The sequence below is a fragment of the Mesorhizobium sp. M0243 genome (assembly GCF_040321775.1).
Classification (GTDB): Bacteria; Pseudomonadota; Alphaproteobacteria; order Rhizobiales; family Rhizobiaceae; genus Mesorhizobium.
Genome location: NZ_JAMYSF010000006.1, coordinates 246661 through 265317 on the forward strand (window position 1 = coordinate 246661; position 18657 = coordinate 265317).

General features: G+C 65.3%; 13 protein-coding genes. 6 read left to right on the forward strand and 7 right to left on the reverse strand.

Annotation, left to right across the window (positions count from 1 at the left end):
• Window positions 1-398: 398 nt before the first annotated feature.
• Both NKJ11_RS10870 and NKJ11_RS10875 read left to right on the forward strand, forming a co-directional pair.
• Window positions 399-1685 (forward strand): hypothetical protein, encoded by a 1287-nt coding sequence (locus tag NKJ11_RS10870; protein ID WP_352793269.1) that lies wholly within the window; start codon window positions 399-401, stop codon window positions 1683-1685.
• The gene (locus NKJ11_RS10875; RefSeq protein WP_352793270.1) at window positions 1634-3964 is read left to right on the forward strand and encodes an autotransporter outer membrane beta-barrel domain-containing protein; all 2331 of its coding nucleotides are present in this window, start codon (window positions 1634-1636) and stop codon (window positions 3962-3964) included. Before NKJ11_RS10870 ends, NKJ11_RS10875 begins: the two co-directional genes overlap by 52 nt.
• 112 nt (window positions 3965-4076) lie before the next feature.
• Here the strand turns inward: NKJ11_RS10875 and NKJ11_RS10880 are convergent, their stop codons facing one another.
• From NKJ11_RS10880 to NKJ11_RS10910, 7 genes are all read right to left on the reverse strand, one after another.
• Window positions 4077-4958, reverse strand: a complete 882-nt coding sequence (locus NKJ11_RS10880) for an EamA family transporter (RefSeq protein WP_031213978.1) — start codon at window positions 4956-4958, stop codon at window positions 4077-4079.
• 214 nt (window positions 4959-5172) lie between these two features.
• On the reverse strand, window positions 5173-6255 hold the full coding sequence (locus NKJ11_RS10885) for a sensor histidine kinase (protein WP_128305724.1): 1083 nt from the start codon (window positions 6253-6255) through the stop codon (window positions 5173-5175).
• A 166-nt stretch (window positions 6256-6421) separates the two neighbouring features.
• Window positions 6422-7912: an efflux transporter outer membrane subunit gene (locus NKJ11_RS10890; protein WP_352793271.1), complete on the reverse strand. Its 1491-nt coding sequence runs from the start codon at window positions 7910-7912 to the stop codon at window positions 6422-6424.
• A gap of 12 nt (window positions 7913-7924) precedes the next feature.
• Window positions 7925-11068, reverse strand: coding sequence for an efflux RND transporter permease subunit (locus tag NKJ11_RS10895; protein WP_352793272.1), 3144 nt, complete (start codon window positions 11066-11068; stop codon window positions 7925-7927).
• A gap of 3 nt (window positions 11069-11071) precedes the next feature.
• Window positions 11072-12343 (reverse strand): efflux RND transporter periplasmic adaptor subunit, encoded by a 1272-nt coding sequence (locus NKJ11_RS10900; RefSeq protein ID WP_502905790.1) that lies wholly within the window; start codon window positions 12341-12343, stop codon window positions 11072-11074.
• A 242-nt stretch (window positions 12344-12585) separates the two neighbouring features.
• The gene (locus NKJ11_RS10905; RefSeq protein ID WP_352441811.1) at window positions 12586-12792 is read right to left on the reverse strand and encodes a hypothetical protein; all 207 of its coding nucleotides are present in this window, start codon (window positions 12790-12792) and stop codon (window positions 12586-12588) included.
• Window positions 12793-12931: 139 nt separating this feature from the next.
• Entirely contained in the window at window positions 12932-13651 is a 720-nt protein-coding gene (locus NKJ11_RS10910) for a hypothetical protein (protein WP_352793274.1), read from the reverse strand.
• Between the two features lie 210 nt (window positions 13652-13861).
• Between NKJ11_RS10910 and NKJ11_RS10915 the strand changes: the two genes are divergently transcribed.
• From NKJ11_RS10915 to NKJ11_RS10930, 4 genes are all read left to right on the forward strand, one after another.
• Window positions 13862-14590, forward strand: coding sequence for a response regulator (locus NKJ11_RS10915; protein WP_352793275.1), 729 nt, complete (start codon window positions 13862-13864; stop codon window positions 14588-14590).
• On the forward strand, window positions 14587-15828 hold the full coding sequence (locus tag NKJ11_RS10920; RefSeq protein ID WP_352793277.1) for an ATP-binding protein: 1242 nt from the start codon (window positions 14587-14589) through the stop codon (window positions 15826-15828). The genes NKJ11_RS10915 and NKJ11_RS10920 overlap by 4 nt, the downstream gene beginning before the upstream one ends.
• Before the next feature lie 559 nt (window positions 15829-16387).
• Window positions 16388-17554, forward strand: coding sequence for an acyltransferase family protein (locus tag NKJ11_RS10925; RefSeq protein WP_352722075.1), 1167 nt, complete (start codon window positions 16388-16390; stop codon window positions 17552-17554).
• Window positions 17551-18657, forward strand: coding sequence for a glycosyltransferase family 2 protein (locus NKJ11_RS10930; RefSeq protein WP_352722077.1), 1107 nt, complete (start codon window positions 17551-17553; stop codon window positions 18655-18657). Before NKJ11_RS10925 ends, NKJ11_RS10930 begins: the two co-directional genes overlap by 4 nt.

Consider the following 18657-nt stretch of genomic DNA (forward strand, 5'->3'; position numbering starts at 1 on the left):
GCCCTCGCAACTGAACCACTCCCGTACGACGTTCAGCGATTCGAAATCGAAATTTGAGAAGCTCACAGTGACGTCTGCACGATAGCGTTGCTAGTTATTCCTCGAAGAAGAGTTTGGAATGGAACGTTTTGTATTTGGTATTTTTCTCAGGTACTCAGTTGACATAACTCCAAGCATCACATTAGAGATTTCTATCAGGCAAGTCCGCCCCGGACTGATCCGGGGTCGCATGAATTGGCTGCGAGGGGCAAATCATGGGGCGTGTTCAAGATTCCGCCGGTCTTAGGCCTTCGGACCTAAGCCAGACCCCCCCGAATTCAGCCCGACAGAGCAACCTGCGTTCACAGGCGAGCCAGCTTGCGCTGCGATCCGCCATCGGGATTGCTGCGGCCGCGGGCGTGAGTCTGCTGGCGTCCGGCCAAGCCTGGGCGGATTGTCTCGTCGGTGCCGTCACTGTCCAATGCGACACGACCTCCACCACCGACACGACATTTCCCGCTGACGCACCCAACGATCGCAACTATCAGAACTTGTTGCCCACACCAGTCATCGTCACCGTCGATCCGGGAACGACGGTGAGCGGTTATGGCCTTGCGGTTTCCAACGCCGACACCGGCGGCGTCACCGTTACCAACAATGGCACGATCAGCGTCGATGCCGGCAACACGCCGACCGCGGGCGGCACGGCGGCCCTGTCGGTCTCGGCGGCTGGCGGCGCCATCACCTACACGGGTGGAAACATCATCAACCATGGCGCCGGCAACGCGTTCGATGTGACGCAGACCGGCGGTGTCGGCTCGATAGACATTAACGTCTCCGGCAATATCTTTTCGGCGGCAGGCGAAGGTATTACTGTCCGCGACGTCGCGACCAGCACCGGCATTTCGGTGACCACAAACGCGGTGACCGCACTCACCGCAGGCAAGGATGCCATCGACGTCCAGACCCAGTCGTTGACAGGCAATATCACGGAGGTCGCCAACGGCGACATCAAGGCGGGCAACGCCGGCATGGTGGCCGCGATCCTCAACGCCTCGGGGACCGGCAACATCGACGTGACCGCCAACGGCTCCATCGACGCCCGGTTCGGCATCGACGCCGAGAACTTCGGATCGGGCTCGACCACGGTGACCACGGTCGGTCCGGTCACCGCGACCAGCGGGAACGGCATCTATGCGCAGTCGGCCGGCGCCGCCGTCACCATAACGGCGGGCGACGTGGCGTCCACCGGCAACACGGCCATCATCGCCCGGCAGACCAAGGCAGCGGGCTCGGGTGCGGTCAACGTGACCGCGGGCGATGTCTCGGGGACGACCGGCATCGAGGCAACCAACTACGGCACCGGCGCGATCGGCATCACCGCCAATGGCACGGTGACCGGCACACTTGCCGAGGGCATCAAGGCGACCGGCAACGGCGCGGTGAGCGTGAGCGTCGCCGACACGGTGACCGGCGCCACGATCGGCCTGTCGCTGACCGGCGGCACCGGCGGTGCGGGCGACATCAGCGTCACCGGCGCCGGCGGGTTCGTCGGCGGGACCGGCAACGCTGCGACCATCCAGAACAAGGCTCGGGCACGGTCACGGTCGACATCTCCGGCGCGAGCAGCTCCACCGGCGGCGAAGGCTTCGTCGTGCGCGACACGGCGGCCGGCGGCGACATCAGCGTCACCACGGGCGCGGTGACCGCACTGACCGCGGGCAAGGATGCCATCGACGTCCAGACCCAGTCGACGACCGCCGATATCACGGAGGTCGCCAACGGCAACCTCCAGGCGGGCAATGCCGGCATGGTGGCCGCGATCCTCAACGCTTCGGGGACCGGCAACATCGACGTGACCGCCAACGGCTCCATCGACGCCCGGTTCGGCATCGACGCCGAGAACTTCGGATCAGGCTCGACCACGGTGACCACGGTCGGTCCGGTCACCGCGACCAGCGGCAACGGCATCTATGCGCAGTCGGCCGGCGCCGCCGTCACGGTGACGGCGGGCGACGTGACGTCCACCGGCAACACGGCCATCATCGCCCAGCAGACCAAGGCAGCGGGCTCGGGTGCGGTCAACGTGACCGCGGGCAACGTCTCGGGCACGACCGGTATCCGCACCCTCAACAACGGCACGGGCGCGATCGGCATCATCACCAACGGCACGGTCGAAGGCGATATCGCCGCGATTTCGGCGCAATCGAACAGCGGCAATGCGATCGGCATCACCCTTTCCGGCGCGACGCACAACACCGCCCTGACGGCCGCGGCGCTGGCCATCACTACCTCTGATGGTGCCACGACAATTCTCAATGGCGGTGCACTGACCGGCCGGGTGGAGCTTGGCGGTTATGCCGACCTCCTGACCAACCACGCTACCTGGACAACCGGCGGCACCAGCCTGTTCGGCGCCGGCATCGACACCGTGACGAATACAGCCGCAGCCTCTCTCAGAACCGCCAGCAATGGCGCAACGCAGGAGACCACCACCTTCAGCGGGCTCGAGTTGCTGTCCAATGCCGGACGTCTCACCATGCAGGATGGCGGCGCCGGCGACCGCACGGAGCTTGCCGCCACTGTGGCTCTGGCGGCCGGTTCGACCTACGCCGTCGACATCAACGCCGCACTTCAGTCGGATCTCCTTCACACCACCGGCACTGCCACCATCACCGGCTCGACCTTGGCGGTGACGGCGCAAGGCATCACCGCCGGCCGCTACACCGTGCTGACCGCCGATCTGGGACTCACCGGCGAGTTCGCCTCTGTGACGGGGATCACCAGCACCGCGTTCCTGTCGGTGACGGATGCCTACGACTTGAACAATGCCTATCTCGATGTGCTGGTGTACGGCTTCACCGATATCGGGCTGACACCCAACCAAATCGCCACCGGCGGCGGCGCTGAAAGCCTCGGGGCCGGCAATCCTATCCATGACGCCCTTCTGGCGCTGCCGACAGCAGCTTCTGCACGCGCAGCCTTCGACCGGCTGTCGGGCGAAATCCACGCCTCGGCCAAGGGCATGCTGGTCGAGGACAGCCGTTTCGTTCGCGACGCAGTCACCAATCGTATCATGTCCGCTTTCGGCGATATTGGCGCGGCCGCATTGCCGGTCATGGCTTATGGCGAAGGTGGCCCCGAAATGGTCGCGGCCGACACCGACCGTTTCGCCGTCTGGGACCAGGCCTTTGGGTCGTGGGGCAATACCGACTCCGACGGCAACGCCGCCGCCTTCGATCGTTCGACCGGCGGCCTGCTGGCGGGCGCCGACACGCTGGTGGGCGGCTGGCGCGTCGGCCTGCTCGGCGGCTACAGCCATTCGAGCTTCGACGCCGACGATCGCAACTCTTCGGGCAAGAGCGACAGCTATCATCTCGGCCTCTATGGTGGCACCAACTGGGGCGCCATCGCTTTCCGTACCGGTGCTGCCTACTCCTGGAGCAGCCTTTCGACCAAACGCTCGGTTGCTTTCAACGGCTTCACGGATGGGTTGTCGGCCGACTATGATGCCGGCACCGCGCAAATGTTCGGCGAACTCGCCTACAGGGCCGATGCCGGACAATTCAAGTTCGAGCCCTTCGCCAACCTCGCCTATGTCAGCGTCCATACCGATGGCTTCACCGAAGACGGTGGCGATGCGGCACTGACCAGCGCCGGCTCGAACACCGAGGCGACCTTCACCACGCTGGGCCTGCGGGGTTCGACCGATTTCGCGCTCGGCGGCATGAACGCCACGGCGCGCGGCATGCTCGGCTGGCGCCACGCGTTCGGCGACGTCACGCCGACCTCCAGCTTCGCCTTCGCCGGCGGCGATCAATTCAGCATCGCCGGCGTGCCGATCGCCAGGGATGCGGCCGTCATCGAGGCCGGTCTCGACTTCAACATGTCGGCCAACGCGACGCTCGGTGTGTCCTATTCCGGCCAGTTCGGTGGCGGCACGGTCGATCAGGGCGCCAAGGTCGATCTCGGCATCAAGTTCTGAACAGCAACGAAGCGCGCCGGCCGGACAAAGGCAACGCCCGAACGGCGGTCGGCGACGGGACCGGCTTTACGGCACGATTCCGCATATCCCTCCCACCCTACTCCGCCCCACCCTACTCCGGCGATGGAACCGGCGGCCGTGATGTCAGCGCCGTGCCGAAGGCGGCGACAACGACGGCTGCGATCCCGGCCAGTTGCGTTGCGGTCAGGCTTTCATGCAGGAACAGGAAGCCGGCCAGTGCGCCCAGCCCCGGCTCCAGGCAGGTCAGCGTGCCGTAGATGCGCGCCGGCATGCGGGTCAGCGCCACCATCTCAAGGAAGAATGGCAACGCGCTGGAAAACAGGCCGACCAGCAGCGCGCTGACCAGGATCGACGGCGCCAGCAGCGCGGTTCCCGCCTGTGCCACGCCGAAGGGCAGCACCAGCACGGCGGCGATCGCCATGCCGTAGGCGGTGGTGCGAGTGCCAAGCTCCGCGCCGGCCTTCTGGGCCAGCACGATGTAGAGCGCCCAAAACCCGCCGGCCGCCAGCGCCAGCATCACCCCGATCGGATCAAGCGGCGCGAGGGAATGAACGAAGGGCGACAACAGCAGGATGCCGGCCACCGCCAGCGCGATCCAGGCAAAGTCGCTGGCGCGCCGCGAGCTCAAGGTCGCCACCAGAAGCGGGCCGGTAAACTCCAGCGCCACCGCGATGCCGAGCGGAATCCTGGCCAGCGCTGCGTAGAACAGGAGATTGAGCGCGGCGAGCGTCACCCCATAGGCGACCAGCCACGGCATGGTGGCACGCGAGGGCCGCATCTGCCAGGGCCGCAGCACCGCGATCAGCATCAGCGCACCGATGACCAGCCTGAGCGTCGTCGTGCCTTGCGCGCCGATCTGCGGGAACAGGCCCTTGGCGAAGGTGGCGCCGATCTGGATCGACACCATGGCGCCCATCAGTGCCGCGACCGGCAAGGGCGCTGCTTCGCGACTGGCAATCGGCGTCGATGTCACGTGATCCCATCCTCCATACCGCCGGGTCCAAACCCGACCGGCGGCATGGAGATAGGGCGAACCGGCCGACCTGTCGTGAGGCAGCCGCAACTGGCTGCTGGGGCAAGGACTGCAGGCACGCTATGAGCCTCCCGGCCGCGAAGCGTTCATTGCCGCGGCGGACAAGGAATAGCTGGAGATGATCCTGTAGGTGTGAGAGCGCAACGACAACGCTTTAGGCGGTGGCAGCCGAGCGCTTGAAGACGATGGTGACCCGCGTACCCTCGGCAGCGCTCGACTGCACGTCGAACTCCGCCCTGGCATTCTCGGTTAGCGAGCGGGCGATCAGCGCGCCGAGCTTGCCGCTCTTGGGCCAGGTCTCGCCGTCCGGCAGGCCGATGCCGTCATCGGCGATCACGATGCGGCAGCCATCACCGTCGACGATGCTGTGCAGCGTGATCGTGCCGCCGTCTCGCCCCTGGAAGGCATGTTTGAGCGCATTGGTCAAAAGTTCGTTCACCACCAGTCCGGTCGGCATGGCGACATTGATCGACACCGGATAGGTGTCGACCTTCATGTCGAGGCGGATGCCCTCGACCGCATGCGAGTTCATCACCGCCGACGCGATCTGGCTGAGATAGACGCCGAGATCGACCTCATCCTTGCCATCGTCCCCCGACAGCGTCTGGTAGAGGATCGCCAGCGCGTCGACGCGCCCTGCCAGCCTCTCGAAACGCTTCTGGTCCGGCTCGGCCGCGTTTCGCGTCTCCATCCGGATCAGTGCGGTGATCATCTGCAGATTGTTCTTCACCCGGTGCTGCAGTTCGCGCAGCAGCGTGTCCTTCTCGCGGATGCGCTCATCGATCGATCGCGCATCTTCGGTTTCGCCATGGGCAGAGACGTCGACCAGCGCCACCAGCCGGAAGCAGGCCTTGCCATTGTCGTCCTCGATGACATTGGAATAGACGTCGACGATCGCCTGTTGGTCTTCCTTCCGCTCCAGCCGGAACGTGCCGATGAAATCGGTGTCCTCGACCACGGCCTCGAACAGCGGCCGGCCCTTCTGCTTGTGCAGGCCGGTGCCGGAAAGCGCCGCCCAGTGTTGCCGAGCGAGCGTCGCCGCCTTGAGGCCGGACAGTTTCTCGAATTCCGGATTGGCATAGACGACACGCTCCTTCGCACCGAGGTCCGAGACGGCAATGGCGATCGGCACCTGGTCCAGGAACTTCTTGAACTGTTCGCTTTCCAGCGCGCTGGCAAGGTCCGGCGTTTCGAGCAGCTGCCCGACCGCTTCGGCCTTCTGTGTATCGGATGTCATCTGCGGCGCCTGTGCTGTGTAATGACCATCAATAACAGCGATACGATCACGCCGCCATCGCCAAAGCACGAGGCGGCATTTCACGCGCCGCCACGAGCGGTGTGTCGCACAATCTCGAAATCCGCGTAGCCGCCTCGAAATACTTGACCGAGGCCTTGGAAACCGCTCAGGCCGCCGGCTTCGACGCCAGCCGTGGACCGGTTTTGACGTCGACGACCTCAGGCTTGGTACTGTCGACCGCACCGTCCCAGCCGCCGCCGAGCGCCTTGTTGAGGGCGATGTAGTTGGTCGCCAGCAGGACGCGGCTTTGCAGCAGCGAGTCCTCGGCCGAGTAGAGAGAGCGCTGGGCGTCGAGCACATCGAGAAGGCTGGTCTCGCCGGCCTTGTAGAGCGTGCCTTCGAGACTTGCCGCCTCGCCATAGGACTTCGCCGACGAGGCGAGCTTGCCGATCCGGATGCGCTCCTGCGACAACAGCACCAGCGCGTTCTCGACATCCTCGAGCGCCGTCAGCACCGAAGACCGGTATGCGATGAAATATTGATCGCGCTGCGCCTTGGCGACGTCGACGGCGGCCTGCAATTGACCGGCATTGAACACCGGCACGCTGAGCGTCGGCCCGAACGACCAGCCGATCGACGAATTCTTGCCGAGATCGCCAAGCTTCAGCGCCGCCGTGCTGATGTCTCCCGTCAGGCTGACCGTGGGATAGCGGGCGGCCTCTGCCTGGCCGACCTTGGCGGTGTATTGCGCATATTGGCGCTCCGCCATGCGCAAATCGGGCCGCGACAGCAGGAGGTCGGCGGGAATTCCGGTGGGCATCGGCAGGCGTGGTGCAGGGATTGGCGCGACCCGCTTCAGCCGCTCGTTGAGCGAGGCAGGCGGCCGGCCGGCCAGCACCGCGAGACGATGCACGGCCTGGGCATAGCTTGCCTCCAGCGTCGGCACCGCGGCTTCGGTGCTCGCTGCCTGCCCCATCGCCTTGGCGACATCGGCGGCGGTCGCCGTGCCCGCCTGAGCCATGGTGCGGGTAAGTTCGGCGGTCTGCCTTTGCGACGCGGCCGAACGGCGGGCGAGCGCGATGCGGGCCTGGTAGCCGCGCGCCTGGGCATAATAGGAAGCGACATCGCCGACCAGGGTGAGAAGCGTCGAGCGCAGTTCCTCCTGTGAGGCGTCCAGCCCGTAACGCGCGGCCTCGACGCCCCTGCGGTTGGCGCCGAACAGGTCGAGTTCCCAGCTGGCGTCAAAGCCGGCCTGATACTCGCTGTAGGTGGCATCAGAGCCTGACGTGGCTTCTGACGACTTGTTGCGGGAGACCGAGCCGGAGCTGTCGGCCGACGGCAGCAATGTGCCGGCACTCTGGCGATAGCTGGCGCGCGCCTCGCGGATCCTGGCCTTGGCGGTGGCGACATCGAGATTACCGGCAACCGCTTCCTCGACAAGCGTGTTCAACTCGGGATCGCGCAGCCGCTGCCACCATTTCGACAGTTGCGCCGGCAGGGCAGGCTTTGTCGGCTTCTGGCCGCTCCAGCTTGCAGGCATCGCCAATATCGGCGTCTGATAATCCGGACCGACGACGCATCCCGCGAGCAGGACAGCGGTAAGCATAGGCGCAAGGAGCCGCCTCGCGGCCACCGAGCCACGTTCCAAGCCTGTCATGTGAAGTTTTCCTTATTGCTGGTTGGCCGTCACCGGCGTCTCGCCCGTATCTGGTTTGGCCGCCCTGCCCTTGAAGATGCGTCGCACCGTGACGAACAATAGCGGCACCAGGAACACGCCGATGACCGTCGCCGCGATCATGCCGCCCATCACGCCGATGCCGACCGAGTTCTGCGCGCCCGAGCCCGCGCCGCTGGCAATCGCCAGCGGCAGCACGCCGAGGATGAAGGCCAGCGACGTCATCAGGATCGGCCGCAGCCGCTGTCGCGCCGCCTCCAGCGTCGCCTCGACCAGCCCCATCCCGGCGGTCTGCCGCTCGATGGCGAACTCGACGATGAGGATGGCGTTCTTGGCGGCGAGACCGATCGTGGTCAGCAGGCCGACCTTGAAATAGACGTCGTTGGACTGGCCGAACAGGCTTGCCGCCAGCAGCGCGCCGAAGATGCCGATCGGCACCGACAGCATGACCGCGAACGGGATCGACCAGCTCTCATAAAGTGCTGCCAGGCACAGGAACACCACAAGTGCCGAGATCGCATAGAGCGACAGCGCCTGGTTGCCGGAAAGCTTCTCCTGGTGCGACAGCCCTGTCCATTCGTGGGAATAGCCGGCGGGCAGTTGCTCCACAAGCTTGTCGATCTCGTCCATGGCGGCACCCGAGCTGATGCCCGTGGCCGCCGCGCCCTGGATCTCGACCGCCGCCGAACCATTGTAGCGTTCGAGCCTGGGCGAACCGAATGTCCAATGGCTGGAGGCAAAGGCCGAGAACGGCACCATCGCCCCGCTGGCGTTGCGGACCTGCCATTTGTCCAGGTCTTCCGGCTGCATGCGGAAGTTCGGGTCCGACTGCAGATAGACCGGTTTCACCCGCCCGCGATCGATGAAGTCGTTGACGTAGTCGCTGCCCCAGGCGGTGGAAAGCGTGTTGTTGATGTCGGCCAGGCTGACGCCCAGCGCGCTGGCCTTTTCCTGGTCGATGTCGACCGAGAATTGCGGCTGGTCTTCCTGCCCGTTGGGCCTTGTGTTGGCGAGCACCTTGCTCTGCCCGGCCAGGGCCAGAAGCTGGTTGCGCGTCTGGATCAGCGCGTCATGGCCGGCGCCGTTGACGTCCTGCAGGTAGAAGTCGAAGCCGTTGGTGTTGCCGAACCCCTGGATGGCGGGAGGCGCAAGCGCAAAGACCTGAGCATCCCTGATCTTCGAAAACGCGCCCATCGCCCGGCCGGCGATTGCCTGCGCGGCCGAAGCCGGCGATTTGCGCAGGTCGAAATCCTTCAGCCGCACGAAAGCGATGCCGACATTCTGCCCTGCGCCGCCGAAGCCGAAGCCGGAGGCGGTGAACACCCCGTCGACAACGTCCTTCTCCTGGTTGAGATAATGGTCGGTCACCTCTGCCAGGACGCGCTCCGTGCGATCCTGCGTCGCGCCGACCGGCAGCTGCACGCTGGTGATCAGGATGCCCTGGTCCTCTTCCGGCAGGAACGAACTCGGCAGCCGGGCAAACATCCAGCCCACGGCAACGACGATGGCCAGGAACACGACGAGGAAGCGCCAGGACCGGTTGATGATGCCGTGCGAGCCGTCGCGATAGGCAAGCGTGCCGCGATCGAAGACGCGGTTGAACCAGCCGAACGGACCGGTCTGCGTCGCATGGTCCTTGGGCGGCCGCAGGATCGTGGCGCAAAGTGCGGGCGTCAGCACCAGTGCGACCAGCACGGACAGCACCATCGCCGAGACGATGGTCACCGAGAATTGCCGGTAGATGATGCCGGTCGAACCGCCGAAGAAAGCCATCGGCACGAACACGGCCGAAAGCACGGTGGCGATGCCGATCAGCGCGCCGGTGATTTCGTGCATCGACTTGCGCGTCGCCTCTTTCGGCGGCAGGCCCTCTTCCTGCATCACGCGTTCGACATTCTCGACCACGACGATGGCGTCGTCGACCAGCAGGCCGATCGCCAGCACCATGGCGAACATGGTCAGCGTGTTGACGGAATAGCCGAACAGCGACAGCACGCCGAACGTGCCGAGCAGCACCACCGGCACGGCAATCGTCGGGATGATGGTGGCGCGCAAATTCTGCAGGAAGATGAACATCACCAGGAACACCAGCACGATCGCTTCGGCCAGCGTCTTGACCACCTCCTCGATCGACAGCCGCACGAAAGGCGAAGTGTCGTAGGGATAGACGACCTCGACGCCTTGCGGGAAGGTCGAGCTCAGCCGGGCGATCGTCGAGCGCACCGCCTCGGCGGTGTTGATGGCATTGGCGCCGGTCGCCAAATTGACGGCGACGCCCGCCGCCGGCTTGCCGTTGTAATTGGCCTGCGTCGTATAGCTTTCGGCGCCGAGTTCGACGGTGGCGACGTCGTTGAGGCGTACCAGCGAGCCGTCCGTCTGGCTCTTCAGGATGATGTTGCGGAACTGTTCGGCGGTCTGCAGCCGGCTCTTGGCCGTCACGGTGGCATTGAGCTGCTGGCCCTTGCGCGCCGGCAGGCCGCCGAGCTGGCCGGCCGAAACCTGCGTGTTCTGCGCCTCGATCGCCGAGGCCACGTCGCTCGGCATCAAGGCGTATTTGGCGAGCTTGTCGGGGTCGAGCCAGATGCGCATGGCATAGCCGGAGCCGAACAGCTGCGTCGAGCCGACACCCTCGACGCGCTTCAGCGTGTCGTTGACGGTGGCATCGACATAGTCGGCGAGATCGGTCGAGTTCATCTTGCCGTCGGTCGACACGAAGCCAATGACCATCAGGAAGCCGGTCGAGGATTTGGAGACGGTGATACCGTTGCTCTGCACCACCTGCGGCAGCTGCGACTGCACCAGCTGCAGCTTGTTCTGCGTCTGCACCTGGGCGGTATCGGGATCGGCTGATGTGGTGAAGGTCAGCGTGATCGAGGCCGAACCGGTCGAGGTCGACGTCGCCGTCATGTAGTCGAGATTGTCGATGCCGGTCATGCCCTGCTCGATGACCTTGGTCACCGAGTTCTCGACGGTCTGCGCGTCGGCGCCCGGATAGGTTGCGCTGATATTGACCGTGGTCGGCGCGATCTGCGGATATTGCGAGATCGGCAGCGAGGTGAGCGCCAGAAGCCCGCCCAGCATGATCACGATGGCGATCACCCAGGCGAAGATCGGCCGGTTGATGAAGAATACGGACATCGCTCAGTTCCCGGCCGCGGCGGCAGGCGCCGGTTTGGCAGCGTTGGACGCGGCGGGCGCGGCGGAAGTGCCCTGCCCGCGGTCCTTGACCTCGCCTGTCGTCTCGTCGATCGTCACTTCGACGCCCGTCGCGTCGCCGCCGGGGCGCACCAGCTGCATGCCCTCGACGATGACGCGGTCGCCGTCGCCGACACCCGAATCCACCAGCCAGTTGTTGCCGACGCTGTTGCGCACTGCGAGCACGCGCGTCTCGACCTTGCCCTGCGCATTGATGACCATGGCGGTGGCCTCGCCCTTGGTGTTGCGGCTGACGGCGCGCTGCGGCACCAGGAAACTATTCTGCGCGACGCCCTCCTCGACCAGCGCCCGCACATACATGCCGGGCAAAAGCAGGCGATCGGGATTGGGAAACTCGGCTCTGAGCGCGAAGGTGCCGGTGGTCTGGTCGACATTGGCGCCGGCGAATTCCAGCTTGCCGGTCTGCGTGTAGATGGTGCCGTTCTCGAGCTTCAGCTTGACGCTGACATTGGGGCCGCTGAACTTCAGCCGCCCTTCCGAGATCGCCTGGCGCAGATTGAGCAGGTTGGTGCTCGACTGTGTGACGTCGACATTGATCGGATCGAGGGCACGGATGGTCGTCAGCACAGTGTCCTGGTTGGCGGTCACCAGCGCACCCGGCGTCAGCGTGGACTTGTCGATGCGCCCGGCGATCGGCGCGGTGATCGAGGTCCGGTCGAGGCTGATGCGCGCGGTCTCGGCACTGGCCTTGGCCGAGGCGACATCGGCTTGCGCCTGTGCCAGCGTGGCGGCGGCATCGTCATAATCCTGTTTGGAAACAACGTTCTGCTTCAACAGACCGGCATAACGGTCGAACTTGGCCTGTGCGGTGGGCACCGCCGCTTGCGCCTTCTGCTGTGCGGCGACCGCGCTGTCATACGACGCCTTGTAGCTCGCCGGATCGATGAGGTAGAGCGGCTGTCCCGCCGCCACCTCGCTGCCCTCCTTGAACAGGCGCTGCTGGATGATGCCGTTCACTTGCGGGCGCACCTCGGCAACCAGCGAGGCCGCCGTGCGTCCCGACAGCTCGGCGGTGATTGCCACCGATTGCGGATGCAAGGTGACGACGCCGACTTGCGGTTTGCCGGGCGCGCCCATGCCGGCGGGGGCGCTGCCCTCCTGCGAGCAGGACGCCAGCAGAAGAGTGGCGGCGAACATCGCGGCCCAGGGCGCCAGACGACGCGCCGAAAAACGAGGCTGGCTAGACTTGGAAATCATGGCCTGGATCTTTCCCTGGAGTTGCGTACGCGCTGGCAATGGACCGCTTGGTCGAGGGCATGCCGATCCATATGATGATAGGCCGCACCCGTCGGCGGGCGGCGACGAGCAATGCTTCGAAGCGGCTCATGTCGCGCTCCTTCTCGTCGGCCGGAGCTGCTCGAAGGTCGAGTAGCTGGCCGCGATGCCTACCAACATCATTATGCCGATCAGCGAGGACATGCCAAGCGCCTTGCCGGAGTTCACGCGATCTTGCGGTCATGATGTCCATGGTTGTCGAGCGGCTGCGAGAGCGGAAGCGACAGCCGCCAGGCGGCGAAGCGCAGGCGGATCGCGCCCTTCAGCGTGTCGGCCGGCAGAGCCAGTGGCAGGCCGCGTCCGGCATGGTCGAGTGACAATCTCGGGCTGGCGGACGCGAGCAGCCGCAGCAGTATCATGGCTTCCCACATCGTCTGCTTCCGTTTGATTTGAACTGGGCATGATTTGAAAAATAGGGATGGCGAAGATACGCCCGCCATCCCTGAAAGAGACCGGCCGGCCCGAGAACGGGTTGGGTACCGGGCCGGCCGGCGCAGCCGGTCAGAGTTCTCAGCCGTTCCCGGGCTGGGGCGGCGGACTGCCATCGTTGGGCAGACCTCGGGGGCCGGCTGCATCATCCGGCGGACCGCCCCAGGGACCGGGGGGTGGTCCGTGGGGACGTTCCGCCGAAGCGAGGATTTCGAGCTGTTCGGGCGTCAGCTTGGCGCGCAGTGCCGCGATCGCGTCTTTCAGCTTGCCGGCCGAAACCGCGCGGGCCGTGACGTCGTCGGCCAGTTTTTCCTGGAAGGCGAAGGGATCGCGCTTGCCGTCAGGGCCGGCTGAGTCGGAGCCCTTCGCTTCAGGACCGCCGGAGCTATCAGGACCACCGGGCCGCCCATGATCGGGCCGTGGCGGCGCCAGCACGGCCTGCAGCGCGCTGGTGTAGTCGCGCCAGGCGTCGAGCTGCTCGGAGCGGATGCCGACGCGGATCTCGAGCGCGGCCAGCCGGGCGGCCAGCATGAATTCCGGCGGCGGACCCATGCGGCGGGGGCCAAAGCCTTCCGGTCCAAAACCTCGCGGGCCAAAACCCTGCGGACCATGCCGCATCGGCCCGTGCGGGCCGGGTCCGGCCATCGGGCCATGGTCGGGTCTATCCTGCATTGCCCCACTCTGCTGGGCCATGACCGGTGGCGGCTCGCCGGGGGCGGCACCCGGATCGCGCTGTGCCGCCAGCACGGGGTGAATTGCAGCGACGGAAAACAGGCCGAGCGCAAGAAGTCTGCTTCGCATGACGGTGTTCCTTTCTCTCATGCTTCGGACAAATGAGAGGATAGGAAGCGTGTTTGTCCGCTTCGCGTCGGCGTATTGCTGAAGGTTTCCGCGAGAGGGCAATTTGTAACTGAATGTTTCCCACGGCCTGCCGGAAACATTCAGTTGCAATTTTCCGTGCCGCTTGGATGCGGCTCTCCCTATAATCGCGGCCAAGGCAAGGGCACGGTCATGCAGTCACAACCCCATATCCTCGTCGTCGACGACGACCGCGAGATCAGGACGCTTCTCCAGCGCTATCTCGACAGCCAGGGCTTTCGTGTCACAGCTGCGGCGGACCGGCGCGAATGCGAACAGAGGCTGGGCGCGGGCCAGTTCGACCTGATCGTGCTCGACGTCATGCTGCCGGACGGCTCGGGGCTCGATATCTGCCGGGCCTTGCGTGACCGCAAGCCGCATATCCCGGTCATCCTGCTGACGGCGCTGAAAGAAGATGTCGACCGCATCATCGGCCTGGAACTCGGCGCCGACGACTATCTCGGCAAGCCGTTCAACCCGCGTGAGCTCATTGCCCGCATCCGTGCCGTGCTCAGGCGCTCGGCTCCCGAGGAGGCGCCCGCCTCCCCGCGCGCGCGTACCTACCGCTTCGCCGGCTACAGGCTGGAGCCGGACACTCGCAAGGTGACGGATGCACAAGGCGTGGCCGTCGACCTTACGGGCGCCGAGTTCGACCTCTTGCAGGTGTTTCTCGACCGCCCCGGCCGGCTTTTATCGCGCGACCAGCTTCTCGACCTGACGCAAGGCCGCGAGCGCGACCCGCTCGAGCGTTCGGTCGATGTGCTGGTGAGCCGGCTGCGCCGCAAATTTTCCGACACCGGCGACGGGCCGCTGTTCAAGACCGTGCGCAATGGCGGCTACCAACTCACCGCGCGCGTCGACACCGTGGAGAGCCACTCGTGAACTCGCTGCGTCGCCGTCTCATCCTGCTGCTGGTCGCCTCGATCGTCGGCGTCGTCGGCCTGGCGACGGCCGCCGTCATCAGCGTGCGCGGCGGCGGACCGCCGCCGGAACTGACCGTGCCCTGGATTGCCCAACAGATGGAACTGGTGGTGCGGCTTTTGCCGGGGCCGATCCCCGACGTCCTGCGGGTGCAATTCGCCGACCATCCGGCGGGCGGCAAGGTGGCTCGTGCGGAAACGGCGATGCTCAATGACATCCTGCACCGCCGTGGCCTCGACTTTCCGGCGGTCGTCAACGAGAAGACGGACGAACCCGGCCAGATCGCATCGATGCACCTGCCTGACCGCCGCTGGGCGATCATGGAGGTGCCGCATCTCAAGCCGCCAAGGCGCGAATGGCTGGTCTTGGCCGGCTGGATCTCGCTGATCGTCGCCGGCGCCACGGCGGTGTCGGTCTATTTCACCTCGGTGCTGATCCGCCCGCTCGAGATGCTGGAGGCCGCCGTCTCCAAGATCGGATCGGACGGCGTGCTGGCAGCGGTGCCGGAAGTGGGCTCGGCCGAGGTCAAGGCCACCGCGCATGCGCTGAACCAGCTCTCGTCGCGGCTGCGGACCGCCATGGAAAGCCGAATGCGGCTGGTCGCCGCCGCCGGCCATGATCTGCGAACGCCGATGACGCGCATGCGGCTGCGCGCCGAATTCCTCGACGACGAACGCGACAAATGGCTTCACGACCTCGACGAACTCGACCGCATCGCCGATAGCGCCATCCGCTTGGTGCGCGAAGAAGTGAACCAGGACGCCGTCGAACCGGTCGACCTGGCAAAGACGGTGCGCGATATCGAAGCCGAGATGGTATCGCTCGGCCATGCCGTCTCGATCGGGCACCTGGACAAGGTTTGCGTGCGGGCCGGCGCGCTTGGCCTGCGCCGAGCCTTGCGCAACCTGATCGTCAACGCCGCCACCCATGGCAAGGCGTGCCGCATCGACCTGGCCGCAGCCGCCAATCGCGCCGTGCTGACCATATCTGACCATGGCCCGGGCATACCCACGGAACTCCTGAACAAGGCGTTCGAGCCCTTCTTCCGCGTCGACCCCGGCCGCCTGCAATCCGTCCCCGGAGCCGGTCTTGGCCTCGCCATCGCCAAGGAAATCATCGAGCGCTACGGCGGCATCGTGACGCTGCAAAACCGCCGGGGCGGCGGGCTGGAACAGACGGTGGTGTTCGAGGCAGTGTGAGGGGCGTTACGTGCGAGTTCCCGTTGGACGGAATGCCTGCCTCGGGAGCAGTGAGCCTTACGGCAAGAAAAAGACGGCGACGATGCTGCACCGCGCAAAGCCAATGGTTCCAGCCCATTTCTCGGCGTAACCAGAGCCAATCCACTCGGCAAAAAACACAGACTCCGAAATTTCGCCTGGTTTAACAAAAGATTAGGCCTATCTTATTGCGTCAGCCTACGACGTCCTCCCAATCAGCCGAAGCAGGAATCTTTAGCGCTTGCTCACATAAGTATTTCATCCCGGTAGATTTTTTGTGTTGCGCCGCACAATAGGGTGGCCGAACCATTCCTTTGGGGTTCGTTTGCGACTGGACATACGCTGTGGAGGATTCCGGCACGTTGACCAACTTGTGCTGTTCGTCCGTCGATTTCGAGCCCGGCCCGATCGGACTCGCCGCGATCGGACCCGCAAAGCGAAGGTTTGACGGTGCCGGTGCCCTGGCGGATCTCGTCCGCCTGGTGCCCGAAACGACCGGCTGGCGGATACGTCGCGGACATCAATGCCGCGGAAGCCGCTGATGGGAAGCGCCCGTGACATCCAACTTGATGCGTTGAGAGCCATCGCCGTAACGATGGTGTTGTATTCCCATTTCTTCGCGGAGGGACCTTCGTTCTGGGGCCATATCGGCGTGCGGCTGTTTTTCGTGCTGAGCGGCTTCCTGATCACGCGCCTGCTGCTGGAGGCGCGTTCGGCCACCGAATTCGAAACCGGCCCCGCGCTGCGCTCCTTCTACATCAGGCGGATGTTGCGGATATTCCCGCCCTATTTTGCCGTCCTGGGTTTCGTCTGGCTGGTTGACCTGGATCAATCCAGAGGATCGCTGGTCTGGCATGCGCTTTATCTGTCGAACTTCTGGTATGCGCAGCACAATAACTGGAACCCTTGGGTGCTGGGTCATTTCTGGAGCCTGAGCATCGAGGAGCAGTTCTATCTTGCCTGGCCGCTGGTCGTCCTGCTGGCCCCACGCCGCCGCTTCGAGGCCATCTGCATCGCCGTCATCGCACTGTCGCTGGCCTATCGCTTCTATTGGCCGATCACTGCCACGCCGGCGCTGTCGCGCGACCTGCTGCCGCCGGCATCCATGGACGCGCTGGCTTCGGGCGCGCTGCTTGCCTGCTGGCATTTTAGGGGCGCCGGCCTGCCGCACTGGATGCGGCTGGGCTGGCCTGCCTTCGCCGCCGCATTCCTGGCGATTGAGTGGTTAGTCCCAGAGCCCGCCGATCCGACATTGGAATGGGCCCGCTGGGTGCTGCGAGAAGTCCTGCCCCTGGTGCCACTGATGGTCATCGTAGCCGCCTGTTCGCGCGGCCTTGGCGGCATCCTGGGCAGGCTTGCCGAACTGCCGCCGCTGCTTGGCCTCGGCCGCATCAGCTACGGCGTCTATCTCTATCATCCGATATTGCTGTCGCTCGCCGTCAAGGCGCAGCCCTGGATTCCGCTCAACGTCTCTGAGCAAGGGCCAGGGCGATTCCTGGTCGCGGGCGCCGCCACGATTGTCGCGGCCTGGATTTCCTGGGTGGTTTTCGAGAGGCCGCTCAACAGCCTCAAGCGCCACTTCCCCTATGTCGCGCGCACCCGCCCCGCACAGGGCAGCCATGGCGGCTGGCTCGCGACGGCGGCCGTCGGACCGCCGGATGACCGCACACCGGCGCTCGAACTCCAGCGCACGGATACAAGACGATGACCGCCGCGCCGCTCGTCTCCGTCCTGTTGCCGGTCTACAATGCCGGCCCCTATCTCGCCGCCGCGCTGGGAAGCATCCTGCGGCAGGATTACGGCCGCCTGGAGATCATCGCGATCGATGACGGTTCGACCGACAATTCGCTCGAGATACTCGAGCGCTGCCAAAAGGCCGACAGCCGCATTTCGATCGTCTCGCGTGAAAACCGCGGCCTTGTCGCGACGCTCAACGAAGGGCTGGCGCTCGCCCGGGGCGAACTGGTCGCGCGGATGGACGCCGACGACGTCGCCTATCCCTGGCGTTTGTCGCGCCAGGTGGCGCTGTTCGAGCGGCGGCCCGAACTGGGCTTCTGCGGCGCCGGCGTCGACATGTTGATCCGCGGCCGCATCGCCATCGGCAGGCCGGATCCGGTGTTCCAGTTCGGCCGCATCCCTGTATTGGCGATGTTCTTCACGATCTTCATGCACCCGACGGTCGTCTACAACAGGAAGGTCATCGACGACGGCGTTCTCCACTACGACCAGACCTACAGGCACGCCGAGGACTTCGATCTTTTCAGGCGGCTGGCCAGCCGCTACCCGGCAGCCATGATGCCCGAAAACCTGGTCGTCTACCGCGTCCATGAGGCAAGCGTGACCAGCCGGCACGTCAAGGAGATGCGCAGGACGCATTTGCGCATCGTGGCCGAGAACCTCGAGCGCGAGGGCCTGGCGCAGGCCACGCGGGACCTGCGCGACATCGGCGATGCGGTCAGCCACGACACGGTCGCCCGTGCGGCCAGCTTCATCGTCGCGCTGGAGGAGGAAATCCGCTCGCTGCCGGCGGCGACGCGGCCGAGCTTCGAGGCTGGCGCGCTGAACCTGTTCTATTTCCTCTACCAGCTCGTCGCCGACAAAAAGCAGCCGGCGTTGACGCATGAATTGCTGACGCGGACCGCGAAATGGAACGTCATCCGGCGCCGCGAGCAATATGCGCTGCGGCCCGGCGCCTGGGCGCCCTGGCTCAGCCTCGCCTCGCTGTCGGCCGCCAGACAAGCCGATGCCATGGCGTACTTCTTCAAATCCGCGCCCGCCGCGGCGGTTCTGGCGTCTCATCGGTTGAGTTAA

What these genes read in the sequence shown, in the direction of transcription:
- NKJ11_RS10910 (WP_352793274.1), bottom strand. Translation starts at nt 13,651, where the DNA reads ATGCGAAGCAGACTTCTTGCGCTCGGCCTGTTTTCCGTCGCTGCAATT.
- NKJ11_RS10885 (WP_128305724.1), bottom strand. Translation starts at nt 6,255, where the DNA reads ATGACATCCGATACACAGAAGGCCGAAGCGGTCGGGCAGCTGCTCGAA.
- NKJ11_RS10890 (WP_352793271.1), bottom strand. Translation starts at nt 7,912, where the DNA reads ATGACAGGCTTGGAACGTGGCTCGGTGGCCGCGAGGCGGCTCCTTGCG.
- NKJ11_RS10900 (WP_502905790.1), bottom strand. Translation starts at nt 12,343, where the DNA reads ATGATTTCCAAGTCTAGCCAGCCTCGTTTTTCGGCGCGTCGTCTGGCG.
- NKJ11_RS10930 (WP_352722077.1), top strand. Translation starts at nt 17,551, where the DNA reads ATGACCGCCGCGCCGCTCGTCTCCGTCCTGTTGCCGGTCTACAATGCC.
- NKJ11_RS10905 (WP_352441811.1), bottom strand. Translation starts at nt 12,792, where the DNA reads ATGTGGGAAGCCATGATACTGCTGCGGCTGCTCGCGTCCGCCAGCCCG.
- NKJ11_RS10915 (WP_352793275.1), top strand. Translation starts at nt 13,862, where the DNA reads ATGCAGTCACAACCCCATATCCTCGTCGTCGACGACGACCGCGAGATC.
- NKJ11_RS10895 (WP_352793272.1), bottom strand. Translation starts at nt 11,068, where the DNA reads ATGTCCGTATTCTTCATCAACCGGCCGATCTTCGCCTGGGTGATCGCC.
- NKJ11_RS10925 (WP_352722075.1), top strand. Translation starts at nt 16,388, where the DNA reads ATGGGAAGCGCCCGTGACATCCAACTTGATGCGTTGAGAGCCATCGCC.